Source organism: Pedococcus soli, from assembly GCF_054782575.1.
Map to the genome: position 1 here is coordinate 77,279 of NZ_BAAGSF010000004.1, position 25,600 is coordinate 102,878.

General features: G+C 70.9%; 22 protein-coding genes. 6 read left to right on the forward strand and 16 right to left on the reverse strand.

Annotation, left to right across the window (positions count from 1 at the left end; genetic code table 11):
• From ACYVKF_RS06395 to ACYVKF_RS06410, 4 genes are read left to right on the forward strand one after another with little or no spacing between them, the layout of a single operon-like run.
• Window positions 1-1,023 carry a FecCD family ABC transporter permease gene (locus tag ACYVKF_RS06395; RefSeq protein WP_460965657.1) on the forward strand — a complete coding sequence of 341 codons (1,023 nt, stop codon included), beginning with the start codon at window positions 1-3 and terminating at the stop codon, window positions 1,021-1,023.
• Entirely contained in the window at window positions 1,020-2,042 is a 1,023-nt protein-coding gene (locus ACYVKF_RS06400; RefSeq protein WP_056920506.1) for a FecCD family ABC transporter permease, read from the forward strand. The genes ACYVKF_RS06395 and ACYVKF_RS06400 overlap by 4 nt, the downstream gene beginning before the upstream one ends.
• Window positions 2,039-2,941, forward strand: a complete 903-nt coding sequence (locus ACYVKF_RS06405; protein WP_460965659.1) for an ABC transporter ATP-binding protein — start codon at window positions 2,039-2,041, stop codon at window positions 2,939-2,941. The genes ACYVKF_RS06400 and ACYVKF_RS06405 overlap by 4 nt, the downstream gene beginning before the upstream one ends.
• Entirely contained in the window at window positions 2,938-3,948 is a 1,011-nt protein-coding gene (locus ACYVKF_RS06410) for a siderophore-interacting protein (protein WP_460965661.1), read from the forward strand. The genes ACYVKF_RS06405 and ACYVKF_RS06410 overlap by 4 nt, the downstream gene beginning before the upstream one ends.
• A gap of 133 nt (window positions 3,949-4,081) precedes the next feature.
• Here the strand turns inward: ACYVKF_RS06410 and ACYVKF_RS06415 are convergent, their stop codons facing one another.
• Genes ACYVKF_RS06415 through ACYVKF_RS06425 form a run of 3 tightly spaced genes read right to left on the reverse strand, consistent with a single transcriptional unit; the run spans window position 4,082 to window position 7,195 of the window.
• Window positions 4,082-4,585 (reverse strand): DinB family protein, encoded by a 504-nt coding sequence (locus ACYVKF_RS06415; RefSeq protein ID WP_460965663.1) that lies wholly within the window; start codon window positions 4,583-4,585, stop codon window positions 4,082-4,084.
• A gap of 58 nt (window positions 4,586-4,643) precedes the next feature.
• Entirely contained in the window at window positions 4,644-5,960 is a 1,317-nt protein-coding gene (locus ACYVKF_RS06420) for a D-arabinono-1,4-lactone oxidase (RefSeq protein WP_460965665.1), read from the reverse strand.
• Window positions 5,957-7,195 (reverse strand): alanine racemase, encoded by a 1,239-nt coding sequence (locus ACYVKF_RS06425; RefSeq protein WP_369796266.1) that lies wholly within the window; start codon window positions 7,193-7,195, stop codon window positions 5,957-5,959. Before ACYVKF_RS06425 ends, ACYVKF_RS06420 begins: the two co-directional genes overlap by 4 nt.
• 152 nt (window positions 7,196-7,347) lie before the next feature.
• Here ACYVKF_RS06425 and ACYVKF_RS06430 point away from each other — a divergent pair, with 152 nt between their 5' ends.
• Together ACYVKF_RS06430 and ACYVKF_RS06435 are read left to right on the forward strand one after the other, a co-directional pair.
• Window positions 7,348-9,180 (forward strand): PhoX family protein, encoded by a 1,833-nt coding sequence (locus ACYVKF_RS06430; protein WP_460965667.1) that lies wholly within the window; start codon window positions 7,348-7,350, stop codon window positions 9,178-9,180.
• Window positions 9,181-9,204: 24 nt separating this feature from the next.
• Entirely contained in the window at window positions 9,205-9,384 is a 180-nt protein-coding gene (locus tag ACYVKF_RS06435; RefSeq protein ID WP_460965669.1) for a hypothetical protein, read from the forward strand.
• Between the two features lie 169 nt (window positions 9,385-9,553).
• Here ACYVKF_RS06435 and ACYVKF_RS06440 read toward each other — a convergent pair whose 3' ends face one another.
• The 13 genes from ACYVKF_RS06440 to ACYVKF_RS06500 are packed head-to-tail and all read right to left on the reverse strand — an operon-like array spanning window position 9,554 to window position 25,572.
• The gene (locus ACYVKF_RS06440; RefSeq protein ID WP_460965671.1) at window positions 9,554-10,555 is read right to left on the reverse strand and encodes a polyprenyl synthetase family protein; all 1,002 of its coding nucleotides are present in this window, start codon (window positions 10,553-10,555) and stop codon (window positions 9,554-9,556) included.
• A gap of 14 nt (window positions 10,556-10,569) precedes the next feature.
• Window positions 10,570-12,168, reverse strand: coding sequence for an NADH-quinone oxidoreductase subunit NuoN (nuoN, locus tag ACYVKF_RS06445; protein ID WP_056915558.1), 1,599 nt, complete (start codon window positions 12,166-12,168; stop codon window positions 10,570-10,572).
• Window positions 12,168-13,694, reverse strand: a complete 1,527-nt coding sequence (locus ACYVKF_RS06450; RefSeq protein ID WP_056915559.1) for an NADH-quinone oxidoreductase subunit M — start codon at window positions 13,692-13,694, stop codon at window positions 12,168-12,170. Before ACYVKF_RS06450 ends, nuoN begins: the two co-directional genes overlap by 1 nt.
• Entirely contained in the window at window positions 13,694-15,631 is a 1,938-nt protein-coding gene (nuoL, locus tag ACYVKF_RS06455; RefSeq protein ID WP_056915560.1) for an NADH-quinone oxidoreductase subunit L, read from the reverse strand. Before nuoL ends, ACYVKF_RS06450 begins: the two co-directional genes overlap by 1 nt.
• Window positions 15,632-15,645: 14 nt before the next feature.
• Entirely contained in the window at window positions 15,646-15,945 is a 300-nt protein-coding gene (nuoK, locus tag ACYVKF_RS06460; RefSeq protein WP_056915561.1) for an NADH-quinone oxidoreductase subunit NuoK, read from the reverse strand.
• Window positions 15,942-16,712 (reverse strand): NADH-quinone oxidoreductase subunit J, encoded by a 771-nt coding sequence (locus tag ACYVKF_RS06465; RefSeq protein ID WP_056915562.1) that lies wholly within the window; start codon window positions 16,710-16,712, stop codon window positions 15,942-15,944. The genes nuoK and ACYVKF_RS06465 overlap by 4 nt, the downstream gene beginning before the upstream one ends.
• Window positions 16,709-17,425 carry an NADH-quinone oxidoreductase subunit NuoI gene (gene nuoI / locus ACYVKF_RS06470; RefSeq protein ID WP_082553495.1) on the reverse strand — a complete coding sequence of 239 codons (717 nt, stop codon included), beginning with the start codon at window positions 17,423-17,425 and terminating at the stop codon, window positions 16,709-16,711. The genes ACYVKF_RS06465 and nuoI overlap by 4 nt, the downstream gene beginning before the upstream one ends.
• Complete coding sequence (gene nuoH / locus ACYVKF_RS06475; RefSeq protein WP_056917255.1) at window positions 17,418-18,785, reverse strand: NADH-quinone oxidoreductase subunit NuoH; 1,368 nt, start codon at window positions 18,783-18,785, stop codon at window positions 17,418-17,420. The genes nuoI and nuoH overlap by 8 nt, the downstream gene beginning before the upstream one ends.
• Before the next feature lie 35 nt (window positions 18,786-18,820).
• Window positions 18,821-21,337 (reverse strand): NADH-quinone oxidoreductase subunit G, encoded by a 2,517-nt coding sequence (locus ACYVKF_RS06480; RefSeq protein WP_056915563.1) that lies wholly within the window; start codon window positions 21,335-21,337, stop codon window positions 18,821-18,823.
• Entirely contained in the window at window positions 21,334-22,647 is a 1,314-nt protein-coding gene (gene nuoF, locus ACYVKF_RS06485) for an NADH-quinone oxidoreductase subunit NuoF (protein ID WP_460965675.1), read from the reverse strand. The genes ACYVKF_RS06480 and nuoF overlap by 4 nt, the downstream gene beginning before the upstream one ends.
• Window positions 22,648-22,652: 5 nt before the next feature.
• Window positions 22,653-23,501 (reverse strand): NADH-quinone oxidoreductase subunit NuoE, encoded by an 849-nt coding sequence (nuoE, locus tag ACYVKF_RS06490; RefSeq protein WP_460965677.1) that lies wholly within the window; start codon window positions 23,499-23,501, stop codon window positions 22,653-22,655.
• A complete protein-coding gene (locus tag ACYVKF_RS06495; protein WP_056915565.1) occupies window positions 23,501-24,853 on the reverse strand; it encodes an NADH-quinone oxidoreductase subunit D in 1,353 nt (450 codons plus the stop codon). Before ACYVKF_RS06495 ends, nuoE begins: the two co-directional genes overlap by 1 nt.
• A complete protein-coding gene (locus tag ACYVKF_RS06500) occupies window positions 24,853-25,572 on the reverse strand; it encodes an NADH-quinone oxidoreductase subunit C (protein ID WP_056917257.1) in 720 nt (239 codons plus the stop codon). Before ACYVKF_RS06500 ends, ACYVKF_RS06495 begins: the two co-directional genes overlap by 1 nt.
• Window positions 25,573-25,600 lie beyond the last annotated feature (28 nt).

The window sequence follows — 25,600 nt, forward strand, 5'->3', positions numbered from 1 at the left end:
ATGACCACGCTGGTGACACCGACGACCCGTCGTCGACGTCCAGCCACGGCGACCACTGCCCTCGTGGCCATGGTCGCCGTGGGGGCGGCCCTGTCGCTCACGGTGGGCTCCCGCGCCATACCGGTGCACGAGGTGTGGGCGGCCCTGACGGCCCACGACCCCGCGAACGCCGACCAGGCGGTCGTCGCCGCCCGCCTCGCCCGCACCGTCGTCGGGCTCCTCGCCGGGGGTGCCCTCGGGCTCGCCGGGGCGACCATGCAGGGGCTGACCCGCAACCCGCTGGCCGATCCCGGACTGCTCGGTGTCAACGCCGGAGCCGCGCTCGCGATGGTGCTGGCGATCTCCGTCCTCGGGGTCACGGGGCTGGGCGGGTACCTAGGGTTCGCGTTCCTCGGGGCGGCCGTCGCGGCGGTCACGGTCCACGCGATCGCCGGGCTCGGCCACGGCGGCGCCACCCCGGTGAAGCTCGCGGTGGCCGGGGCCGCGCTCACCGCCGGGCTGTCCAGCTGGACCACCGCCCTGCTGCTCACCGACCGGCAGACCCTCGACACCTTCCGCTTCTGGCAGGTCGGCACGGTGGGCGGGCGGGCCCTGGACGTCGTGTGGCCCGTGCTCCCCTTCCTGGCCGTCGGTGCCGTCCTGGCCCTGGTGGGGGGCCGGTTGCTCAACGTCCTCGCGCTCGGCGACGACCTCGCCCGCGGCCTGGGTCGCCGGGCCGGTCTGGACCGGGTCGTCGCCGGACTCGCCATCGTCCTGCTGTGCGGTGGTTCGACCGCGCTCGCCGGACCGGTCGCGTTCGTGGGCCTGCTCGGTCCGCACCTCGCGCGGATCCTCGTGGGTGCCGACTACGGCCGGGTCCTGCCCACCAGCCTCGCCCTCGGCGCCACGCTGGTCGTCCTCGCCGACACCGCCGGACGCGTCGTGCTTCCCCCCACCGAGGTGCAGGTCGGCATCATGACCGCCGTCGTCGGGGTGCCGGTGTTCCTCGTGCTGGTGCGCCGTGGCCGGATGGGTTCGCTGTGAGCGCCGCTGCGCTCGTCGTCCGGGGCGCGCGACGGCACACGACCCGTCGTCGCCGCCTCGTGGTGGCGGGGCTGGCGGCCCTGACCGTGGGCACGTTCCTCGTCCGGGTGCTCCTCGGCGACTTCACGGTCACCGTCGCCGACTTCGTGCGGATCCTCGCCGGCGCACAGATCCCGGGGGCCACCTTCATCGTGCTCGACTCGACCCTGCCCCGGGCCACCCTGGGCGTGCTCGTCGGCGCCGCCTTCGGGCTCGGCGGGGCGATCTTCCAGACCACGTTGCGCAACCCCCTCGCGAGCCCCGAGGTGATCGGCGTGAGCATGGGCGCGAGCGCTGCGGCGGTCTTCGCGATCGTCACACTGGGGTTGTCCGGGCCCGCCGTCTCGGGGTTCGCCGTCGTCGGCGCCCTCGCGGTGTGTGCGGTGATCCGGCTCGTCGCCGGCGACCACGCGGGATACCGGCTCGTCCTCGTCGGGGTGGGGTCCGCGGCCTTCCTGTCCGCCGTGGTCCAGTACCTCTTCACCCGCGCCGACATCTACGACGCCCAGACGGCCCTGGTCTGGCTGACGGGCAGCCTCGCCCCCGCCGACTGGACGCTCATCGGGCAGCTGGGCGCCACCCTGGCCGTGCTGCTGCCCCTCGTCGCCTGGTGCTCGAGGTCGTTGCGGCTCACCGAGCTCGGCCCCGACACGGCCACCGCCCTGGGCTCCTCCCCCCGGCGGACGGACCTGTTGCTCGGCCTCGCGGTGCTGCTGGTCGGTGTCGCGGTCGCCGCGGCGGGTCCGGTCTCGTTCGCCGGGTTCCTCGCCGGGCCGATCGCCCGGGCGCTCAACGCCGGCCGCACATCGCTGCTCGCGGCCGCCCTCACCGGGGCCGCCCTCGTCACGGGTGCCGACCACGTCGGCGCCTACCTCGTCGCCGACACCAACCTGCCCGTGGGCGTCGTCACCGGCGCCCTCGGTGCGCCCTTCCTCCTGTGGCTGCTCGCCACCGGCCGAACCTCCAGGAGCACCTCATGACCGTCGTCACCTCCCACGAACCCACCGTCGCCGACGCCACCGACTCCGCAGACCCCTCGGCTGCGACCGGGAGCCGGCTGCGCGCCGAGGACGTCACCCTGGGCTACCGCGACCGGGTCGTGGTCGACCACGTCTCGACCGCGATCCCCGACGGGAAGATCACCGTCGTCGTCGGCGCCAACGCCTGTGGCAAGTCCACCCTCCTGCGAGGTATGGCGCGGCTGCTCACGCCCTCGTCGGGCCAGGTCGTGCTCGACGGGGCGTCGATCCACGCGATGCCCACCCGTGAGGTCGCGCGGCGGCTGGGCCTGCTCCCGCAGAACCCCGTCTGCCCGGAGGGCGTGACGGTGGTCGACCTGGTCGGTCGCGGCCGCACGCCCCACCACGGGCGGTTCCAACGATGGTCGGCCGACGACGAGCTCGCGGTCGCCCGGGCGCTGGAGGCCACGCACACCCTCGACCTGGCCGACCGCGTCGTCGACGAGCTGTCCGGCGGCCAGCGCCAACGGGTCTGGATCGCGATGGCCCTGGCGCAGGAGACCGACCTGCTCCTGCTCGACGAACCCACGACGTACCTCGACGTCGCCCACCAGGTCGACGTGCTCGACCTGCTCGCCGAGCTCAACGCCACCCGGGGGACCACCGTCGTCATGGTCCTGCACGAGCTCAACCTCGCCGCCCGGTACGCCGACCACGTCGTCGCCCTGCTCGACGGCACGGTCGTCGCCTCGGGCCCTCCCGCGGAGGTCATCACCGAGGAGTCGGTGCTCCGGGTCTTCGGCATGCGGTGCCGCGTGGTGCCCGACCCGGTGGCGCACACCCCCATGGTGGTGCCCGTCGGTCGTCACCGACCGCAGGTGCACACGCCCCGTTCCACCCCCGGTGGAGGCACCCGGTGACCTCGGCCACGGCCACGACCCAGACCCGGCCTGCCCCGACCACGCTGGTCACGCCCGTGCTCGTCGAGGCGATCGAACGGATCAGTCCGTCCTTCGTGCGCGTCACGTTCGGTGGGCCCGGGCTCGTCGACCTCAGCACGGCGGACGGGTTCGACACACGGTTCAAGGTGGTCTTCCCGGGACCGACCGGGCTGCTGCCCGGGTCGACGTCCACCCCCGAGCAGTGGCAGGAGTCGTGGCGCGCCATGCCCGAGGCGGAGCGTTCGCCCATGCGCACGTACACGATCCGCGAGATCACGACGGGCGGCGACGCGGTCCGTCTCGTCACGGACTTCGTCGTCCATGAGGCTGCCACCGGCGACGAGTCGGCCCTCGGCCCCGCCTGCCGGTGGGCGCTGACCGCGCGACCCGGTGACCTCGTCCACATCGTCGGGCCGCACCGTCGCTCCCCCATGTACGGCGGCACCGAGTTCGACCCGGGCGCCCTGCGCGACCTGCTCCTCATCGGAGACGAGACGGCCCTCCCGGCGATCGCGCGCATCCTGGAGGACGTCGGCCCGGGCTTCACGGGACACGCGTTCGTCGAGGTGCCGACCGCTGCCGACATCCCTGTGCTGCCCGAGCACGACCTGGTGGACGTGACGTGGTTGGTGCGCGGCGGTGCTCGCCAGGGCCGGACCCTGGTCGCCGCCGTGCGCTCCCACCTCGGGCTGCCTCCCACCGACCTCGACGCCCCGCTGCCCGACGTGCCGAGCACCCTCGACGTCGAGGTGTGGGAGACGGCCCGTTACTCCTCGGCCGGCGAGGACCTCGGCGTCCCGGTCCCCGACGCCGGGTCGTCTCCTGTGCGGGAACGCCCGGACCTGCAGGACACGTACGCGTGGATCGCCGGCGAGTCGTGGTGCGTCCGGGCGCTGCGCCGCGTGTTGGTCACCGAGCTCGGGGTCGAGAGGTCGCGCGTCGCGTTCATGGGGTACTGGCGCGAGGGCGTCGCGATGCGCTCCTAGCCCCTTCCCTGTTCCTCCCCTCCTCCCACCTCCTGCGGCGGTTCGAGGTGTTCCGCTACCAGGATCCGGTCGCGGAACACCTCGAACCCGATGGAGGGGAGGGTCAACGGGGGGCAACGGGGGGCAACGGGCGTCAGCGAGGCGGGAGGTGGTGACCGGTGCCGCCGTCGACGATCTCCCGGATGATGTCGGCGTGCCCGGCGTGCCGGACGGTGTCCTCGATCATGTGGACCAGCACCCAGCGCATGCTCACGGTGGTGCCGGCGTAGGACGTACCCGTCGCGTCGAGCCCCAGCTCCCGGACCGAGGCGTCGGCCGCGGTCCACGAGCGCCGGTAGAAGTCGACGATCTCCTGCGTCGTCTCCCCGGGCGCGGCCCGCATGTCCGCCTCGATGTCCTCGGAGATGTCGGTGAGAGGCTCGTGCGGTCGCCCGAACGTCTCGCAGAACCAGCCGTACTCGGAGTTGGCGAGGTGCTTGACCAGACCGACCAGGCTGGTGCGACTGGGAACCGGCGACCAGCGCTGCTGCTCGTCGGTGAGGCCGTCGAGCTTCCAGAGCATGACGTCGCGGTGGCTCTGCAAGGCCGCCAGCAGGACGGTCGTCTCGTCACCGGTCCGCGGCTCGTCTCTCGTCACCCCGGCAGGCTAGCGACCACCGCGGACACCCGGCCCCGAGCGCTCGGAACCAGGGGGGTCAGTCGCCCAGGAGGTGGCGGACGTGCTCGCTGGTGAAGGTGCGGTCCGGGTCGAGGCGGTCACGCACCATACGGAAGTCGTCGAACCTGGGGTAGAGCTCGCGCAGTCGTTCGGCACCGAGGGTGTGCAGCTTGCCCCAGTGGGGGCGTCCCGCGTGCTCGGCCGCGATCGCCTCGAAGGCGGCGAACACTCCCCCGTCGTCCATCCGGTGGTACTGGTGGACGGCGACGTAGGCGTTGTCCCGCTCGTAGGCGGTGGAGAACCAGACGTCGTCGGCCCCGGTGAACCGCAGCTCGACGGGGAACGGCAGCGAGACGTCGTGGGAGTCGATCCAGGAGCGCAGCGCGGTGACCACCGGACCGACGGAGCCGAGCGGCACGGCGTACTCCATCTCGCGGAAGCGGACCCGCCGCGGCGAGCAGAACACCTTCCACGAGTCATCGGTGAACTCGCGCGCCGACAGCGTCCTGGCCGTCAGCTGGGCGAGCCGGGGGACGATGCGCGGCCACCGGGTGCTGGCCCGGTTGACCACCTCGAAGAAGTCGTTGGCCAGCAGGTCGTCGTCGAGCCTCGCGCGCCACGGCGGCAGGGCGCGCCCGGCGTGGTCGGGGCCGACGTCGTCGTTGTGCTTGACCAGCACCCGCGTCGTGTGGGGGAACCAGTGCATGTCGACGTGGTCGTGCCGCTCGACGTCGGCGGCGACGGTGGCCAGCACCTCCGTGAGGTCGGCGCTGAACTCGCGAGCGTGGATCCGGAACGCGGGGACGCACTGCAGCTCCACCTCGGTGACCACCCCGAGCGCGCCGAGGCCGACGCGGGCCGCCCCGAACACGTCGGGCTCGGTGTCGGCCGAGCAGCGCAGCAGCCCGCCGTCGGCCAGCGCGATCGTCAGCCCGGACACGGCCGCCGCGATCCCCTGGCGGTGCAGCCCGGACCCGTGGGTGCCGGTGGCGATCGCGCCGCCGATGGTCTGCTGGTCGATGTCACCGAGGTTCGGCAGGGCGAGCCCGAGGACCTGGAGCGCCGGGTTGAGCACGTGCAACGGCGTCCCCGCCGCCACCGTGACCCGGCGGGCGGCCGGGTCCACCGAGGTGATGCCGGTGAGGTGGTCGAGGCGCACCTGCACCCCGTCCGTCGCGGCGACCGGGGTGAACGAGTGTCCCGACCCGACCGCCTTGACCGGTATGCCGCGGGCGTGGGACCGCGCGAGCGTGGCCCTGAGCTCGTCCACGTCGCGGGGTACCGCGACCTCGGCAGGACGGCAGGTCTGGTTGCCACCCCAGTTGGTCCAGGTGTGGGCGGTCGGCGAGCTCATCCGAAGTTGCGTCCTTCACCCCGGTACGTCGGCACCGTCTCGACGAGGTCGGTGCCGCTGACGAGGTGGAGCGCGTTGAAGCGTTCGCACAGCTCGCCGGCCTTCGCGTGGCGGAACCACACGCGGTCCCCGATCTGCAGGTCGCGAGCGCCCTTGCCCTGCAACGGGGTCTGCACCTCGCCCGCCCCCTCGCGCCGAACCATCCGCAGGTCGCGTCCACCGAACAGTGCCGGCAGCCGCTCCCACCCGGGCGGCCCCGACGCGATGTACCCGCCCCCGGACACGGTGACGAACCCCGGTCCCGGGCGCCGGGTGACGGCCAGGGCGAAGGCCGCCGCAGGTCTCGGGCTGAAGGCGTCGTACCCGTCGAACAGGGTCGGGCCGTAGAGCCCAGACCCGGCAGCGACCTCGGTGACGACGGGGTCGAGGGCGGTGAGGTGGACCGAGCCCGTGCCGCCGCCGTTGACGAACTCGAGGTCGGCGACGTCCCGGACCGCCCGCACGACGGCGCGGCGGCGATCGACCAGCGAGGCGGCCGACCGCGCCTTGACGAAGCGGACCGCGGGTGAGGTGTCGGGCAGCCCGGCGATCTGCGCGTCGTAGAACATCAGGCCCACGACCGACAACCCGGCGTCGCTGGCGGCGCGGGCCACCGCGACCGCGTCCTCGGGGCTGCGCACCGGCGAGCGCCTGACCCCGATGTGGACCGGGCCGACCCGCAGCGACGAGTCGACGTCGACGGCGACCCGCAGCCCGTGCGGTCGGGTGAGGGCGGCGAGCATCCGGACGTGGTCGAGGCTGTCCACGGTCACCGTCACCTGGCTGGCGGCCAACCCGTCGAGGGCCAGCTCCGACAGGGCCAGGACGTCGACGCTGGGGTAGGCGACGTAGACGTCCTCGAAACCGGAGTCGACCAGCCAGGAGGCCTCGCGGACGGAGTACGCCATCACCCCGGAGAAGCCGGGACGCGCGAGCGCCCGCCGCAGGAGGGGGCGGCAGCGCACCGACTTGGAGGCGACCCGGATGGGCACCCCGTTCGCCCGCCGGACCAGGTCCTCGGCGTTGGCGTCGAAGGCGTCGAGGTCGACCACGGCCAGGGGCGCGGGAAGACCGACCGTGGCGACGTCCCAGGACCGCGGCGGCGCGGGGGCAGCGGTCTCGAGCGGCTCGACCGCACCCGTGCGCGCAGGGTCGTCCGGGTCGACGGCGGGATCGACGTCCCGGTGCAGGGTCACACGACGACCCTACTAGCGCCATACCCGCTGTTCACCGCAGATCACCCAGCGTTCATCCAGCCGCCGCCCGGGCTCCAGCCCCGGTTCCTAGCGTGGGCGAGGCGGCCCGGCTCACCCGGAAGCGGGCGCCCACGCTCCCTACGGAGGAACCGATGTCCGCACCATCGCCTGCGCCCACGCACCGCCCGCTGCTGCCCCTGCTGCGCACCCACCAGGGGGGCAGGTCTGCCATGACCTGCCACTTCAAGTGTGACGACGCGTGCAGCAAGCCCGTCCCCAACACCAGCGACAACTCCTACTTCGGCGACCTCGTCTCCTCGCTGGCCTCGCGCCGTGGTGTCCTCAAGGGCGGTGGCCTCGCCGCTGCCGTCGTCGGCCTCGGTGCGTTCGCCGGGACCGGCGCGGCGGCTGCCGCCCCGTCCGGCACCCCCGCCGGCGGCGCGAAGGGAGGGGCCCGGGGCTCGAAGTCACCGTTCGGCTTCACGCCGATCCAGCCCCAGCCGGCCGGCACCGACAAGGTCGTCGTCCCGCAGGGGTTCGAGTGGTCGACCATCATCAGCTGGGGCGACCCGATCATCTCGGGCGCACCCGAGTTCGACTTCGACAAGCAGAGCGCCAGGGCCCAGGAGGGCCAGTTCGGCTACAACAACGACTACACGGTGCTCATCCCCGGCCGCGACGCGAACCGCGGAACCCTGGTCTGCAACAACGAGTACACCAACGACGAGCTGATGTTCCGTGGCTACACCGGTTCGGCGGGCCTGACCACCGAGCAGCTGCGGATCAGCATGGCCGCCCACGGCATGTCGGTCGTCGCGCTGCGCCGTCGCAACGCCCGCGACCAGTGGCGCCACGTCCGCATCGACCGCGTCAACCGCCGCGTCACCGCGACCACGCCGTTCCGGCTCGACGGTCCTGCCGCCGGCCACCCGCTGCTGCGGACCTCGGCGGACTCCACCGGCCGCCGCGTGCTCGGCACCTTCGCCAACTGCTCCGGCGGCGTCACCCCGTGGGGGACGGTCCTGTCCGGTGAGGAGAACTTCAACGGCTACTTCGCCGCACCCACGGCACCGGCCGACCAGGCCGACGCCTACAAGCGCTACGGGCTGACCGGGTCCAAGGGCCGGGGCTGGGAGCGCGCCGACCGGCGGTTCGACGCCACGCAGGAGCCCAACGAGGTCAACCGGTTCGGCTGGGTCGTCGAGCTCGACCCGTCCGACGCCTCCTCGACGCCCGTCAAGCACACCGCGATGGGTCGCCTGAAGCACGAGGGCGCCAACGTGACCGTCGCGCCCGACGGGCGGGTCGTCGCCTACATGGGTGACGACGAGCGCTTCGACTACCTCTACAAGTTCGTCTCCCGCGGGAAGTACCAGAAGGGCGACTCCCGCAAGGCCCGGGCCAACAACCTCTCACTGCTGTCCTCCGGCGACCTCTACGTCGCGAAGTTCACCGGCGACGGGTTCGAGGACGGCATCAGCGACGGCACCGGCTACTGGCTGCCGCTCGTCGTGGACGACACGTCGTACGTGGCCGGCATGAGCGTCGCCGAGGTGCTCATCTGGACGCGGCTTGCCGCGGACAAGGTCGGCCCGACGAAGATGGACCGCCCCGAGGACGTCGAGCCCAACCTCGTCAACGGCCGCACGTACGTCGTGTGCACCAACAACACGAGCCGCCAGCCGAGCCAGATCGACGAGGCCAACCCGCGCGCCAACAACAAGCACGGGCACATCGTCGAGCTCGTCCCGTCCCGCGGCGACGACACGACGACCACCTTCACCTGGAAGATCGTCCTCATCGCCGGCGACCCGAACGACCCGACGACCTACTTCAACGGGTACGACCGGTCCGACGTCTCGCCGATCTCCTGCCCCGACAACATCGCCTTCGACCACGAGGGCAACATGTGGATCGCCACCGACGGCAACGCCCTCGGCGCCTGCGACGGGATGTACCTGTACCCGCTCTCCGGTCCGCACTAGGGCCACCTGCAGCAGTTCCTGTCGGTGCCGGCGTACTCCGAGTGCTGTGGCCCGCTCGTCACCTGGGACCAGAAGTCGGTCCTCGCGGCGGTGCAGCACCCGGGCGAGACCGAGGGCGCCTCACCGTCGGCCCCGGCCAGCCAGTTCCCCTACCAGGGTGACGGCCAGCCCCGACCCAGCGTGATCCAGATCCGCCAGCGCTGACCCGACGTGGTGCCGCCGAGGCGCCATACGGTCCCCGTCGAGGGGCGGTATGGCGCCTCGGTCGCGCTGCGCCCGTGGGCGGTCCGGCTCCGCCGGGCGCTGGGCGAAACCCACGGTGCCGACCCGACGTGCCGGGCCGGCGTGCCGAGCGCTCGAGGAGGGCGGTGGCTCAGCCGACGCGGGTGACGACGCTGGTCGCCAGGGCGGAAAGGGCGTCCTTGGCCTCGCTGTCGGGCAGCCCGGCGAGGGCCGCGGTGGCCTCGGCGGCCACGGCGTTCGTCCGCTCCTGGGCCCGGTCCATCGCCGGGTGCACCCGCAGCAGCTCCAGGGCCTCGGCCAGGGACGCGTCGTCCTGGATCTCCGACCGCAGCAGCTCCTGGAGCCGGGCGTCCGCCGGGTCGGTGGAGGCCAGCGCGTAGAGGACGGGGAGGGTCCGCTTGCCCTCGCGCAGGTCCGTCCCGGGCATCTTGCCCATGGACTCGGAGTCCGAGGCGATGTCGATGAGGTCGTCGGCGAGCTGGAACGCCATACCGAGCCGTTCGCCGTACTCACGCAGCGTCTCGGTGGTGGCGGCGTCGCAGCCGCTGAACATCGCGCCGTACCGGGCCGCGGTGGCGATGAGGACACCGGTCTTGTCGGCGAGGACCTGCAGGTAGTAGTCGGTCGCGTCGACCCCCTCGGGCGCGCGGCGGGTGTCACGGATCTGGCCGGAGCACAGCCGCACGAACGTGCGGGCCTGGATCTTCACGGCCTCCGGGCCGAGGTCGGCGATGATCGACGAGGCGGTGCCGAAGAGCAGGTCACCGACGAGGATCGCCGTGGAGTTGTCGTACTTCGCGTTGGCGCTCGGAGCCCCGCGTCGCACTTCCGCCTCGTCCATGACGTCGTCGTGGTAGAGCGAGGCGAGGTGGGTGAGCTCGACACCGGTCGCCGCGGCGACCACGTCGTCGTTCACCCCCGAGCCCACCTCAGCGGCGAGCAGGGTGAGCAGCGGGCGGAACCGCTTGCCCCCCGCCTCGGCGAGGTGGATGTTCGCCCCTGCGATGAACGGGTCCTCGTGGTCCACCTCGCGCCGCAGCAGCGCGTCGACGGCCTCGAGGCCATCGGCGAGCCGCGCGTTGAGCTCGTCGGACGTGGCCGGAAGGGCCAGGACCGGCGGGGTGGGGCTCACGTGGCCGACCCGGGTCACTTCACCAGGAACTGCGACGAGCGCGCGGCGAGGTCGAGGACCTGCGACGGCAGCACGCCGAGGACGAGCGTGACGAGGGTGCCGATGGTGATCGCCACGGTGGTGAACGGCGACGCGGTCTCCGCGACGACGGTCTCCCCGGCCGGCGGCTCGGTGAAGTACATGAGCACGATCAGGCGGACGTAGACGAACGCCGTGATGACGCTGCACAGCACACCGATGACGACCAGCCACACCCCGGCGCGGCCACCGAAGGCGACGGCCGGCGAGAAGGCGGCGAACTTCGCGGTGAAGCCCGAGGTGAGCGGGATGCCCGCGAACGCGAGCAGGAGGAAGGCGAAGACCCCGGCGACCACCGGGTGGTTGCGGCCCAGGCCTGCCCACTGCGACAGGTGCGAGGCCTCGGACCCGCCCTGGCGCACCATCGAGACGATGGCGAAGGCGGCGATGGTCATGAAGCCGTAGGCGACGAGGTAGAACATCGTGCCCGAGACACCGGTCCGGTCGAAGGACAGCACGGCGACGAGGATGAACCCGGCGTGCGCGATCGAGGAGTACGCCAGCAGGCGCTTGACGTCGGTCTGGGTGACGGACAGGACCGCGCCGACGACCATGGTCAGGGCGGCGACGGCGATGACGCCACCGCGCCAGTCCCACCGGTTGGCGTCGATGCCGACGTACACGATCCGCAGGATGGCGCCGAAGGCGGCGACCTTGGTGCAGGCGGCCATGAAGCCCGTGACCGGGGTGGGCGCACCCTGGTAGACGTCGGGGGTCCACGAGTGGAACGGCACCGCACCGACCTTGAACAGCAGGCCCACGAGGACGAACACCACACCGGGCAGCAGCAGGCCCTCGAGGTTGCCGGGGGCCGCCGTGACGGCCTTGGCGATGTCGGCGATGTAGAGCGAGCCGGCGTAGCCGTAGAGCAGGGCGGCACCGAAGAGGAAGAACGCCGAGCTGAACGCGCCGAGGAGGAAGTACTTCAGCGACGCCTCCTGCGAGAGCAGGCGACGGCGTCGGGCCAGGCCGCAGAGCAGGTACAGCGGCAGCGACAGGACCTCGAGCGCGACGAACATCGTCAGCAGGTCGCCAGCGGCCGGGAAGAGCATCATGCCGAGCACGGCGAACATCGTCAGCGGGAAGACCTCGCTGGTCGCCAGGCCGGCACGCAGGGCCGCGGCCTCGTGCGGCGAACCGGGGACGGCGGCACCCATCGGCGTGAACGCGTCCGCGCCCTGGCCACCGAACTTCTCCGCCATCGTCAGGACACCGAGGATCGACATCGCCAGGATGGCGCCCTGGAGGAACAGCGACGGCCCGTCGATGATGACGGCCTGGGCCAGCGTGCCGCCGCGGTTCTTCGCGTCGGCCGACACGGTCACGAGGACCACGAGGGCGGCCACGAGGGTCGCGAGGGCCAGTGCCACCTGGGTGGTGTGGCGGATCCGCCGCGGCGCGAACGCCTCGACGAGCACGCCGACGAGCGCACCGCCGATGACGATGAGCATCGGGGCGATGGCGCCGTAGTTGAAGTCGGCGGCCTGGAAGGCAGCCGGCACCATCGGCGTGGACAGGACTGTCACGGCGGGCATTACTTCGTGCTCCCGTCAGCGGAGGTGGGGGCGGGGTCGGTGACACCGACGTAGCTCAGGGTCTTGGCGACCGCCGGGTTGAGGACGTCCAGCGCCGGCTTGGGGTAGAAGCCCAGGACGATGAACGCGGCGATCAGCGGGGCCACGACGATCTTCTCGCGCAAGGAGATGTCACGGACCGGGGCGTCGAGCTCGGGCTTCGCGCCGGTCATCATCCGCTTGTACATGAGCAGGATGTAGAGCGCGGCGAGGACGATGCCCGCCGTCGCGACGACCGCCGCGAACTTGTAGCGCTGGAACGTCCCGACGAGCACGAGGAACTCCGAGACGAACGAGCTCAGACCCGGCAGCGCCAGGCCCGACAGGCCGGCGACGAGGAACACGCCGGCGAGGCCGGGCGTCACCCGCTGCCAGCCGCCGAAGTCCGGGATGCGCTTGCTCCCCCGACGGGTCACGAGCATCGCGGCGATGAGGAACAGCGCCGCGGTCGAGAAGCCGTGGTTGAGCATGTACAGCGTCGAGCCGGCCCCGGCGGTCGTCGTGAGGGCGAAGATGCCCAGCACGATGAAGCCGAAGTGGCTGACCGAGGTGTAGGCGATCAGGCGCATCACGTCGGTCTGGCCGATGGCCAGCAGCGCGCCGTACATGATGGAGATGACCGCCAGGGTGAGGACCACCGGGGTCGCCCACTTCGACGCCTCGGGGAACAGCTGGAGGCAGAAGCGGATCATCCCGTAGGTGCCCACCTTGTCGAGGACACCGACGAGCAGGACCGCGGTCGCGGGGCGCGCCTCGGTCGCTGCGTCGGGCAGCCAGGTGTGCACCGGCCACATCGGCGCCTTCACCGCGAAGGCGAAGAAGAACGCGACGAACATCAGGCGCTCGGGCGTGGTGCCGAGGTCGAGTCCGGTGAGCTTGGTGACGAGGAAGCCGTCCGAGCCGCCCGGGCCGTAGTGGTACAGCGCCAGGACGCCCACGAGCATCACCAGTCCACCCGCGAGGGAGAACAGCAGGAACTTCACCGCGGCGTACTGGCGGCGCGCGCCACCGTAGGAGCCGATGAGGAAGTAGACCGGGATGAGCATGGCCTCGAAGAACACGTAGAACAGGAACACGTCGGTGGCGGCGAAGACACCGACCATGAACGTCTCCAGCACGAGCATCAGGGCGAAGTAGTTCTTCTCGCGCTTGCCGCCCTCGGGCACGTCGTTCCACGCGGCGAGGACGCACACCGGCGTGAGGATGACGGCCAGCAGGATCATCACGAGCGCGGTGCCGTCGACACCGAGCGCGTAGGACACACCGAACTGCGGGATCCACTCGTGCTGCTCGGTGAGCTGGAACTGCGCGTCGGACTTCGTCGTGAACTGCAGGGCAGCTGCGATGCCCATCACCAACGTCACGAGCGAGAAGCCCAGCGCGACGTGCTTGGCACGGTCGGTCACCCCTGCCGGGAGGGCGGCCACGACGGCAGCACCGATGAGCGGGATCAACCCGATCACGGTCAGCCAGGGGAAGTTCGTCATCACTGGATCACCCACAGAGCACCGAGAATCACGACGACGCCGGCAAGCATCGTCAGGGCATAGGAACGTGCGAAGCCGTTCTGCAGGCGACGCAGGCGGCTGGACGTGCCGCCGACGAGGGCAGCCAGGCCGCCGAACCCGCCGTCGACGCCGCGGTTGTCCGCGAAGACGAGGGCACGGGTCAGGTGCAGGCCGGGGCGCATGAAGACGCCCTCGTTGACGTCGTCCTGGTAGAGGTCGCGGCGCGCGGCCCGGGTGACCAGCGAACCGGTCGGCTGGGCCTGCGGCACCTCGTCGCGCCAGTACCGCATCCACGCGAGGCCGGCACCGCCGAGGACGAGCAGGAGCGTCAGGCCGGTGATGACCGGGACGGCCAGCACCGGGTGCTCCTCGCCGTGCTCCCCCACCACCGGCGCGAGCCAGTGCGTGAAGGTGCCACCGATGGACAGCACGCCACCGAGGAGGGCCGAGCCGACGGCCAGCACCATCATCGGGACGGTCATCGTCAGCGGGGACTCGTGCGGGTGCACGTCCTCGGTCCAGCGCTTCTTGCCGTGGAAGGTCATGAAGAACAGGCGCGACATGTAGAAGGCGGTGATGCCCGCGCCGATCATGGCAGTGAGGCCGAAGACCCACGGACGCCAGCCCTCACCGATGAACGCCGCCTCGATGATCTTGTCCTTGGACCAGAAGCCCGAGAACGGCGGGACGCCGAGGATCGCGAGCCAGCCGAGGCCGAACGTGACCCAGGTGATCTTCATCAGGCCGGACAGGCCACCGAAGCGACGCATGTCGACCTGGTCGTTCATGCCGTGCATGACCGAACCGGCACCGAGGAACATCCCGGCCTTGAAGAAGCCGTGCGTGAGCAGGTGGAAGATCGCGAACGCCGCACCGACCGGGCCGAGCCCAGCGGCGAGCATCATGTAGCCGATCTGGCTCATGGTCGAGGCCGCCAAGGCCTTCTTGATGTCGTCCTTGGCACAACCGACCACCGCACCGAAGAGCAGCGTGATCGCACCCACGATGACCACGACCAGCTGGGCGTTCGGCGCGTTGTTGAAGATGAAGCCGCTGCGCACGACGAGGTAGACGCCGGCGGTGACCATGGTCGCCGCGTGGATCAGCGCCGAGACCGGCGTGGGGCCGGCCATCGCGTCGCCGAGCCAGCTCTGCAGCGGGAACTGCGCCGACTTGCCACAGGCACCGAGCAGCAGCATCAGGCCGATCGCGGTGAGCACACCCTGACCGGCACCACCCTCCGCCGCCTGCTGGACCCCGGCGAAGGAGACCGTCCCGAACGCCGCGAACATGATCATGATCGCGACGGACAGGCCGAAGTCACCGACGCGGTTGACCACGAACGCCTTGTTGGCAGCCGTCGCGTACGCGGGGTTGTGGTTCCAGAACCCGATGAGCAGGTAGGACGCGAGACCCACACCCTCCCAGCCGACGTACAGCAGCAGGTAGGAGTCGGACAGCACGAGCAGCAGCATCGCGGCCACGAACAGGTTGAGGTAGGCGAAGAACCGGCGCTTGTCCGGGTCGTGCTCCATGTAGCCGAGGGAGTAGACGTGGATCAGCGAGCCGACGAATGTCACGAGCAGCACGAACACCACGGACAGCTGGTCGATGAGCATGCCGGCGTCGACGTTGAACGACCCGGCCGGCACCCAGCTGAACAGGTGCAGCGACGCGGCGCGCGACTCGTGGTCGCGCCCGATCATCGAGATCCAGATGATGGCGCCGACGAGGAACGCGGCCCACGACATGGCGGTCGCGAACAGCGGCCCCCACTTGTCGGTGGCGCGTCCCCCGAGGAGGAGGACGGCGGCACCGAGCAGCGGGAGAGCCACCAGGAGCCACGCGTATGCCGTGATGCCGGTGGCCGCGGTGGCGGCACCGTCGGCGGCGGCGAGAGTTGCGAGGGAAGTCACCTTCGAGGCCCCTTCTACAGCTTCAGGAGGTTGGCGTCGTCGACCGAGGCCGACCTGCGGGCACGGAAGATGGCCATGATGATCGCGAGGCCGACCACGACCTCGGCGGCCGCGACCACCATGACGAACAGGGCGATCACCTGGCCGTCGAGGGAGCCGTGCATCCGCGCGAAGGTCACGAACATCAGGTTGGTCGCGTTGAGCATGAGCTCGACACCCATGAACACGACGATGGCGTTGCGCCGCATGAGGACGGTGGCTCCACCGATCGCGAACAGGATCGTCGCGAGGTAGATGTAGTTGACGAGGTTCATCGCTGTGAGCCCTCCTCGATCTCGTGCTCGATGTCGTGCTCGGACTCGATGTGCGGGACGGGGGTCACGATCTGCTCGCGGGCGGTCAGCACGCGCGAGACGGACAGCTCGCTCGGGGTGCCGTCGGGCAGCAGGGCCGGGGTGTCGACCGCGTTGCTGCGGGCGTAGACACCCGGCGCCGGGAGGCCGGCGACGTTGCGGTTGTCACGGATGCGCCGCTCGGACCACAGCCGCTGGCTCGGCTTGGCGCCGATCCGCTCGCGGTGGGCCAGCACCATCGCGCCGAGCGCAGCGGTGATGAGCAGGGCCGAGGTGACCTCGAAGGTCCAGACGTACTTGCCGAAGATCAGCTCGGCGACACCGGTGATGTTGCCGGGGCTGTCGTTGACACCGGCCAGGCCCTTCATGGGTCCGAACTCCACGCGGCCGACAGCCGTGAAGACCAGGGTGCCGAGGCCGAGCGCCAGCAGCAGCGACGCCCACTTCTGGCCCTTGAGGGTCTCGACGAGCGAGTCCGAGGAGTCGACGCCGACGAGCATGAGGACGAAGAGGAACAGCATCATCACGGCGCCGGTGTAGACGAAGATCTGGATGATGCCCAGGAAGTCCGCCTCCTGCGCGATGTAGAAGATGCCGAGGTTGATCATCACCAGGGCCATGCCGATGGCGGCGTGCACCGCCTTCTTCGCGAAGAGCAGCCCGGTGGCCGCCACGACGGAGACCGGCGCGAGGATCCAGAAGAGCACCTGCTCACCGAGCCCGGTCATCGGCGCACCGCCTCTCCGCTGCTGTCGCGGGTGGCCTGACCGGTCACCACGGTGTCGACGCCCTCGACGGGGTCGCCGCTGGCAGCGACGCCGTCGCGGGGGGCGGTGTCGTGCTCCTTCACCCATGCCTCCTGCTCGGGGGTCGACCGAGCGACCTTGCCCTGGTAGTAGTCGCGCTCCTCCAGGCCGTCGACCATCGGGTGCGGCGCGGGGAGCATCCCCTCGGAGAGCGGCGCGAGCAGCTGCTCCTTGGTGAAGATGAGGTCAGCCCGGTTGTCGTCGGCGAGCTCGTAGAAGTTCGTCATCGTCAGGGCGCGCGTCGGGCAGGCCTCGATGCACAGGCCGCAGAAGATGCAGCGCAGGTAGTTGATCTGGTAGACGCGGCCGTAGCGCTCGCCGGGTGAGAAGCGGCCCAGACCGCCCTCGCTGTCGTCGTTCGCAGCACCCTCGACGAGGATCGCGTCGGCCGGGCAGGCCCACGCGCACAGCTCGCAGCCGACGCACTTCTCGAGGCCGTCCGGGTGCCGGTTCAGCTGGTGGCGACCGTGGTAGCGAGGCTGCGTCGGACGCTTCTCCTCGGGGTACTCCTCGGTCTCCAGCTTGCGGAACATCGTGGCGAAGGTGACGCCGAACCCGCCGACCGGGGCGAAGAGGTCGGCGAAGAACCCGCTCTTCTTGTCGTCAGCTGGTCGACCAGCTGCTCGGTCAGCCACGAGCGGCCTCCTTCTGGGTTGCGTCCGTGCGGTCGCTGATGGCCATGGTCGGCTCCTTCAGGCGCTGTCCGGGCAGGGGTGGCACCGGGTACCCACCCGCGAACGGGTCGATCTCCTCCGGTGCGGGGGCGGAGCGGGCGGCGTCCTTCTCGATCTTCTTGTTGTCCCAGATCCACACCGCGAGCAGTGCCGCGAGGGACACGATGACGACGAAGACGATGCTGAAGACCGGGAACTGCCGGTTGCCCAGGGTCAGGGCGGCGTCACCGAAGTAGCCGAGCTGGCTGCCACGGATGAAGGCGACGACGACGACCCAGCCCAGGGTGACGGGGATGAGGAACTTCCAGCCGAACCGCATGAACTGGTCGTAGCGGACACGCGGCAGGGAGCCGCGCAGCCAGACGAAGAAGAACATGAAGAGCCAGAGCTTGATGACGAACCAGAGCAGGCCCCACCAGCCGTGGTTGAACATGCCGTCGTTGATGGCGGCGATGCCGGGAGGCGCCTGCCAGCCACCGAGGAACATCGTCGTGGCCAGCGCCGCGACGGTGAACATGTTGACGTACTCGCCGAGGAAGAACATCGCGAACTTCAGCGACGAGTACTCGGTGTGGAAGCCACCGGTGAGCTCGCCCTCGCCCTCGGCGAGGTCGAAGGGCAGTCGGTTGGTCTCGCCGACCATCGTGATGACGTAGACGAAGAAGCTGAAGAACGCCGGGATGATGTACCAGAGGTCCTTCTGCGAGGCGACGATCTGCGAGGTCGACATCGAGCCGGAGTAGAGGAACACGGCGACGAGCGACAGGCCCATGGCGATCTCGTAGGAGATGACCTGGGCGGTCGAGCGCAGTCCACCGAGCAGCGGGTAGGTCGAGCCCGACGACCAGCCGGCCAGCACGATGCCGTAGACGCCGACACCGGCGACTGCGAGCACGAGCAGCACCGCCACGGGGATGTCGGTCAGCTGCAGCGGCGTCCGGTGGCCGAACATCGAGACGGTCGGGCCGAGCGGGATGATCGCGAACGACACGAACGCCATGGCACCCGCGATGGCCGGGGCGAGTGCGAAGACGACCTTGTCGGCGTTCTTGGGCGTCAGGTCCTCCTTGAGGGCCAGCTTGACGCCGTCGGCGAGGGTCTGCAGCAGCCCGAACGGGCCGGTGCGGTTGGGTCCGGGACGCTGCTGCATCCGACCGATCACGCGACGCTCGAACCAGATGACGATCAGCGTGTTGACGAGCAGGAACACGAAGACGAGCAACGCCTTGACCAGGTGCAGCCACCACGGCGTGTCGCTGAAGTCGGCGCTGGGGTTGTCGGCGAACGGCGCGCTCGCCAGCCCGGCCGGGAGGTGCGGCAGGGCGGTGACTGCCTGGGCGGCATACGTCACGGTGCTCACTGGGTGACCTTCCTGTCCACGGTGTTCGCGGCCTTCGTGAGGGACACGAGGGCTCCCGCGTCGGCGCCCAGCGTGGCACGGACCCGGCTGCCCTCGGAGTTGGTGGGCAGCCACACGACGTGGTCGACCATGTCCGGCGTGACCTCGACCGGTGCGCTGATCGCACCCCGGTCGCCCGCCACCCGCACGGTGTCACCGTCGACGAGCCCGAGGGCCTCGGCGGTGGCGGCGGAGACGCGCGCCCGCGTGGCGTGGGCGGTGCCGGCCAGGAACGGCTCACCGTCCTGCAGCGAACCGCGGTCGAGCAGGTGGTGCCAGGTGGCGAGGACGACCTTGCCCTCGGGCAGGTGCGGGACGTCACCGGCGGCGACGGACGGCGCGGCGGGCCGCTGGCCCTCCCACGGTCCGAGCGCGGACATGTCGGCGCGGACCTCGGTGAGCGTGCGCGCACCCAGGAACGAGCCGAGCTCGCCGGCCAGCATGTCCAGGACGCGGTAGTCGGAGTTGTGCGCGGTGTCGATCGCCGTGGCGAAGGGCCGGGTGCGCCCCTCCCAGTCGACGAAGGTGCCGCCCTTCTCCGCGTGCGCGGCGACGGGGAACACGACGTCGGCGACCTCGGTGACCGACGAGGGCCGGACCTCCAGCGACACGACGAACGTCTTGGCCAGGGCCTCCTCCGCGCGCGGGTCGGCGAGGTCGCGGGCGTCGACGCCACCGACGACGAGGGCGTTGACGTCACCGGTGGTCGCCGCGGCGATGATGCCGGCGGTGTCGCGGCCGGGCGTGTCGGGCAGGCCGACGACGTCCCAGGCCTCGGCCACCTGCTGGCGGGCAGCCGGGTCGGCGACCGGTCGGCCACCGGGCAGCAGGGTCGGGAGCGCACCGGCCTCCAGCGCACCACGCTCACCGGCCCGGCGGGGCACCCACGCGAGGCGGGCACCGACCGAGGAGGTGAGGGCCGCCGCGGCGGACAGCGCACCGGGGACGGTGGCCAGGCGCTCGCCGACGAGCACGACCGTGCCGGGCTCCTCGAGGGCCTGCGCGGCCTTGGCGGCGGCACCGTCGCCGGTGACCCCGTCACCGAGGGCGCGGAGCACCTCGGCCTCGGTACCGGGAGCGGCCGGGATGAGCGTGCCGCCCAGCTTCTCGAGGCCGCGCGTGGCGAACGGGGCCACGGCATACACGGCCGTCTTGTTCTTGCGGTGCGCCTTGCGCAGCCGCAGGAACACGATCGGGCTCTCCTCCTCCGGCTCGAAGCCGACGAGGACGACCGTCCTGGCCGTCTCCAGCTCGGCGTACGTCACGGCGGCACCGTGCGGGCCGGTGGCGACGACGGTGGAGGCGAGGAAGTCGGCCTCCTCCTGCGAGTGCGGGCGGGCCCGGAAGTCGACGTCGTTGGTGTCGACGACCGTGCGGGCGAACTTGGAGTAGGCGTAGGCGTCCTCGGCGGACACGCGGCCGCCGACGAGCACCCCGACGCCCTTGGCGGCGCGCAGGCCGTTGGCCGCTGCCTCGAGGGCCTCCGGCCACGACGCGACCTGCAGGTCACCGAACTCGTCACGCACCATCGGGTACTGGATCCGGTCGCCCGTGGTGGCGTACTGGAAGGCCCAGCGACCCTTGTCGCAGTTCCACTCCTCGTTGACCGCCGGGTCGTTGATCGCCATGCGACGCAGCACGACACCACGACGGTGGTCGGTGCGGATGGAGCAGCCGGAGGCGCAGTGCTCGCAGACGCTCGGCGTCGACATCAGGTCGAACGGACGGCTGCGGAAGCGGTAGGCCGCACCGGTGAGGGCGCCCACCGGGCAGATCTGCACGGTGTTGCCCGAGAAGTAGGACTCGAACGGCTGCTGCTCGTAGATGCCGACCTGCTGCAGGGCGCCGCGCTCGACCAGCGCGATGAACGGGTCACCGGCGATCTGGTCGGAGAAGCGGGTGCACCGGGCGCACAGGACGCAGCGCTCGCGGTCGAGCAGCACCTGGCTCGAGATGTTGATGGGCTTGGGGTAGGTGCGCTTGACGTCCTCGAAGCGGGACACCGCGCGACCGTTGCTCATCGCCTGGTTCTGCAGGGGGCACTCGCCGCCCTTGTCGCAGACCGGGCAGTCGAGCGGGTGGTTGATGAGCAGCAGCTCCATGACACCCTGCTGCGCCTTGTCGGCGACCGGCGAGGTCTGTTGGGTCTTGACCTGCATGCCCTCCGACACGGTGATCGTGCAGGAGGCCTGCGGCTTGGGCATGGCGCGCATGCTGCCGTCGGGGCCCGGGGTGGCGATGTCGACGAGGCACTGGCGGCAGGCGCCCACGGGCTCGAGCAGCGGGTGGTCGCAGAACCGCGGGATCTGGACGCCCACCTCCTCGGCGGCGCGGATCACCAGCGTGTTCTTCGGGACCGACACCTCCACGCCGTCGATGGTCAGGCTGACCTGGTCGACGGTGGCGGGCGGCGAGGCGTCGCCGCCCTTGCTGACGGCGTTGCCGCCGGCGCTGGGACTGGTCTGGACCGTCATGCGGTGGCCTTCTCCTTCGCGAACAGCGACGACTCCCTCGGATCGAAGGGGCAGCCACCGTTGGTGAGGTGTGCGAGGTACTCCTCGCGGAAGTACTGGATGCTGCTGGTGATCGGCGACGTGGCACCGTCACCCAGCGCGCAGAAGCTGCGACCGAGGATGTTGTCGCAGATGTCGAGCAGCTTGTCGAGGTCCTCCTCGGACCCCTCGCCGTGCTCGAGCCGGCCGAGGATCTGCTTGAGCCACCAGGTGCCCTCACGGCACGGGGTGCACTTGCCGCAGGACTCGTGCTTGTAGAAGTCGGTCCAGCGGTCGACGGCCCGCACCACGCAGGTGGTGTCGTCGAAGATCTGCAGGGCGCGCGTGCCGAGCATCGAGCCCGCGGCCGCCACCGACTCGAAGTCGAGCGGGGTGTCGAGGTGCTCGTCGGTGAACAGCGGGGTGGAGGAGCCACCGGGCGTCCAGAACTTCAGCTTGTGGTTGGGGTCGCGCATCCCACCGGCCATGTCGAGCAGCTCGCGCAGCGTGATGCCCAGGGGCGCCTCGTACTGGCCGGGGCGCTTGACGTGGCCCGAGAGGCTGAAGATGCCGAAGCCCTGGGACTTGGCGGTGCCCATGTCGGAGAACCAGTCGGCGCCGTGCAGCAGGATCGGCGGGACCGAGGCGATCGACTCGACGTTGTTGACCACGGTCGGGCGGGCGTAGAGGCCTGCGACGGCCGGGAACGGCGGCTTGAGGCGCGGTTGTCCGCGACGGCCCTCGAGGCTGTCGAGCAGCGCCGTCTCCTCGCCGCAGATGTAGGCGCCCGCACCCGCGTGCACGGTGATGTCCAGGTCGAAGCCGGAGCCGTGGATGTTCTTGCCCAGGTGGCCCGCGGCATACGCCTCCTCCACCGCGCGCAGCAGGCGGCGGTAGACGTGCACGACCTCGCCGCGCAGGTAGATGAAGGCGTGGTTGCAGCCGATGGCGTAGGAGGTGATGACGCAGCCCTCGATGAGGAACTGCGGTGCCGCCATCATGAGCGGCATGTCCTTGCAGGTGCCCGGCTCGGACTCGTCGGCGTTGACGACGAGGTAGCGGGGGCCGCCGTCCGGCGGGGGCAGGAAGCCCCACTTCATGCCGGTCGGGAAACCTGCGCCCCCACGACCGCGCAGTCCGGAGTCCTTGGTCATCTGCACGAGGTCGGCGGGAGCCATCGACAGCGCCTTCTTCAGCGCCTGGTAGCCCTCGTTCTTCTCGTACGTCTCCAGGGTCCAGGACTGCGGGTCGTCCCAGAACTTGGTGAGGATCGGGGTGAGCGTGGTGGCCACGGCTGTCACTTCCCCTCGGCGGGCTTGGAGCCCGCCTGCTCGTCGGCGGCGTTGGACGGCGTGTCGGTGGAGGAGCTGCGCCCCGGCGCCAGGCCGGCCGTGCCGGCGTCGCCGTCGGCGGGAGCGGCGTGCTTGGCGCCCGGGGCGGTCCAGTTGCGGTCCTTGGCGACCCGCAGGCCCTCGAGGGACGAGGGACCGGCGCCGACACCCTCGTCGGCGAGGCCGTCGTGGAAGCCGGCCAGGACGCGGGAGACCTGCTTGAAGCTGCAGACCTTCGCCGCGCCGCGCGTGGGGGCGACGTCCTTGCCCGCGCGCAGGTCGTCGACGAGCTGCTTGGTCGAGTCGGGCGTCTGGTTGTCGAAGAACTCCCAGTTGGCCATGACCACCGGCGCGTAGTCGCAGGCCGCGTTGCACTCGACCCGCTCGAGGGTGATCTTGCCGTCGGCCGTCGTCTCGTCGTGGCCGATGCCGAGGTGCTCGGAGACCTCGTCCCAGATCTGGTCGCCGCCCATGATGGCGCAGAGCGTGTTGGTGCAGACGCCGACGGTGTACTCACCGTTGGGGTGGCGCTTGTACTGCGTGTAGAACGTCGCGACGCCCGACACCTCGGCGGTGGTCAGGTCGAGGACCTCCGCGCAGAAGTCGATGCCGCGGCCCGTGACGTACCCGTCGACGCTCTGCACCAGGTGCAGCAGCGGCAGCAGCGCCGAACGCTTCTGCGGGTACCTCGCCACCACCTGGGCGGCGTCCTCGTGGAGGCCCGCCAGGACGTCGGCCGGGTAGGGCTCCTTGGACTCGACGGGGACGTTGAGGTGACCTGAGGCGGTCTGCAGTCCGAAGTTGTCTCCGCTCATCAGCGGTCCACGCCTCCCATGACGGGGTCGATCGAGGCCACGGCGACGATGACGTCGGCGATCTGGCTGCCCTCGCACATGGCGGCAGTGGCCTGCAGGTTGTTGAAGGACGGGTCCCGGAAGTGCGCGCGGTAGGGGCGCGTCCCGCCGTCGGACACCGTGTGGCAGCCGAGCTCGCCCTTGGGGCTCTCCACGGCGGCATACGCCTGGCCGGGCGGCACCCGGAAGCCCTCGGTCACCAGCTTGAAGTGGTGGATGAGCGACTCCATCGAGGTGCCCATGATCTCGCGGATGTGGTCGAGGCTGTTGCCCATGCCGTCGCCGCCGATGGCCAGCTGGGCCGGCCACGCGATCTTCTTGTCGGCGACCATGACCGGGCCCGGGTTCGACTGCAGGCGGTCGATGGCCTGCTCGACGATCTTGAGGGACTCGTACATCTCGTCGATGCGGATCCGCAGGCGGGCGTAGGCGTCGGCCTCGGTGCGGGTGATGACCTCGAACTCGTAGGTCTCGTAGCCGCAGTAGGGGTCGAGCTTGCGCAGGTCGTGCGGCAGGCCGGTCGAGCGCAGCACCGGACCGGTGATGCCCAGGGCCATGCAGCCCGACAGGTCGAGGTAGCCGACGTCGACGGTGCGTCCCTTGAGGATGGGGTTCTCGTTGAGCAGGAGCTCGAGCTCGCCGAGTCCCTTGCGCAGCAGCGGAACCGTGTCGCGCACCTTGTCGATGGCGCCCGGGGGCAGGTCCTGCGCGACACCGCCGGGGCGGATGAACGCGTTGTTCATGCGCAGCCCGGTGACCATCTCGAAGATGGCCAGAATGCGCTCGCGCTCACGGAAGCCGACGGTCATGACCGTGCTGGCCCCCATCTCCATGCCACCGGTCGCAAGGGCGACGAGGTGGGAGGTGATGCGGTTGAGCTCCATCATGAGGACGCGGATGACGTTGGCGCGCTCGGGAATCTGGTCGGTGATGCCGAGCAGCTTCTCCACGGACAGGCAGTACGCGGCCTCGTTGAAGAAGGGCGTCAGGTAGTCCATGCGGGTGCAGAACGTGACGCCCTGGGTCCAGGTGCGGAACTCCATGTTCTTCTCGATGCCGGTGTGCAGGTAGCCGATGCCCGCGCGGGTCTCGGTCACCGTCTCGCCGTCGAGCTCGAGGATGAGGCGCAGCACGCCGTGCGTCGACGGGTGCTGTGGACCCATGTTGACGACGATCCGCTCCTCGTGGAGGGCAGCGGCCTCGTCGACGAGCTGGTCCCAGTCGCCGCCGGTGGCGTTGAAGATGTGCGCGCCCTCGGCCGCAGCCGCGTCGGCTCCGGAGGTCGCGTAGATGTCGGTGGTGTCGGTGCTCATCAGTTGTAAGACCTCCGCTGGTCCGGCGGCGGGACCGTGGCCCCCTTGTACTCGACGGGGATGCCGCCGAGGGGGTAGTCCTTGCGCTGGGGGTGGCCCGGCCAGTCGTCGGGCATGAGGATCCGGGTCAGCGCGGGGTGCCCGTCGAACTGGATCCCGAACATGTCCCACGTCTCGCGCTCGTGCCAGTCGTTCGCCGGGTAGATCTCGACGATCGACGGGATGTGCGGGTCGGCGTCGGGGGCAGTGACCTCGACGCGGACCCGGCGTCCGCCGTGGGTGATCGACAGGAAGTGGTAGACCGCGTGGAGCTCTCGGCCCTCTTCCTGCGGGTGGTGCACACCGGACACACCGGTGCAGATCTCGAAGCGCAGCGCGGGGTCGTCGCGCAGCGCCCGCGCGACGGCCCGGAGGTGCTCGCGCCGGACGAACAGGGTCAGCTCGCCCCGGTCGACGACCGCGCGCTCGACGGCCTCGGAGTAGGAGGCGGAGCCGCCCACCAGCCCCTGCTCGAGCCGGTCGGCGATCTCGTCGAAGTAGCTGCCGTACGGACGCACCGCGGCGGCCGGGAAGAGGATCGGGCTGACCATGCCGCCGTACCCGGTGGTGTCACCGGTGTCGGTGGCACCGAACATGCCGCGGCGCTCACCGACCTGGACGGGGTCGGGCGTGGTGCCGGGGGCGGCGGGGAGCCGGTCCCCGGTCTCGCGGTCGGTCACGGCGCCGGGCTCGGCCCCGACGGTGGCC

Coding starts and splice junctions, on each gene's coding strand:
- ACYVKF_RS06480 (WP_056915563.1), bottom strand. CDS start 21,337: ATGACGGTCCAGACCAGTCCCAGCGCCGGCGGCAACGCCGTCAGCAAG.
- ACYVKF_RS06465 (WP_056915562.1), bottom strand. CDS start 16,712: ATGACCGGGCTCGGTGAGCAGGTGCTCTTCTGGATCCTCGCGCCGGTC.
- nuoE (WP_460965677.1), bottom strand. CDS start 23,501: ATGAGCGGAGACAACTTCGGACTGCAGACCGCCTCAGGTCACCTCAAC.
- nuoN (WP_056915558.1), bottom strand. CDS start 12,168: ATGCCCGCCGTGACAGTCCTGTCCACGCCGATGGTGCCGGCTGCCTTC.
- ACYVKF_RS06420 (WP_460965665.1), bottom strand. CDS start 5,960: ATGAGCTCGCCGACCGCCCACACCTGGACCAACTGGGGTGGCAACCAG.
- nuoK (WP_056915561.1), bottom strand. CDS start 15,945: ATGAACCTCGTCAACTACATCTACCTCGCGACGATCCTGTTCGCGATC.
- ACYVKF_RS06405 (WP_460965659.1), top strand. CDS start 2,039: ATGACCGTCGTCACCTCCCACGAACCCACCGTCGCCGACGCCACCGAC.
- ACYVKF_RS06450 (WP_056915559.1), bottom strand. CDS start 13,694: ATGACGAACTTCCCCTGGCTGACCGTGATCGGGTTGATCCCGCTCATC.
- ACYVKF_RS06395 (WP_460965657.1), top strand. CDS start 1: ATGACCACGCTGGTGACACCGACGACCCGTCGTCGACGTCCAGCCACG.
- ACYVKF_RS06430 (WP_460965667.1), top strand. CDS start 7,348: ATGTCCGCACCATCGCCTGCGCCCACGCACCGCCCGCTGCTGCCCCTG.
- ACYVKF_RS06495 (WP_056915565.1), bottom strand. CDS start 24,853: ATGAGCACCGACACCACCGACATCTACGCGACCTCCGGAGCCGACGCG.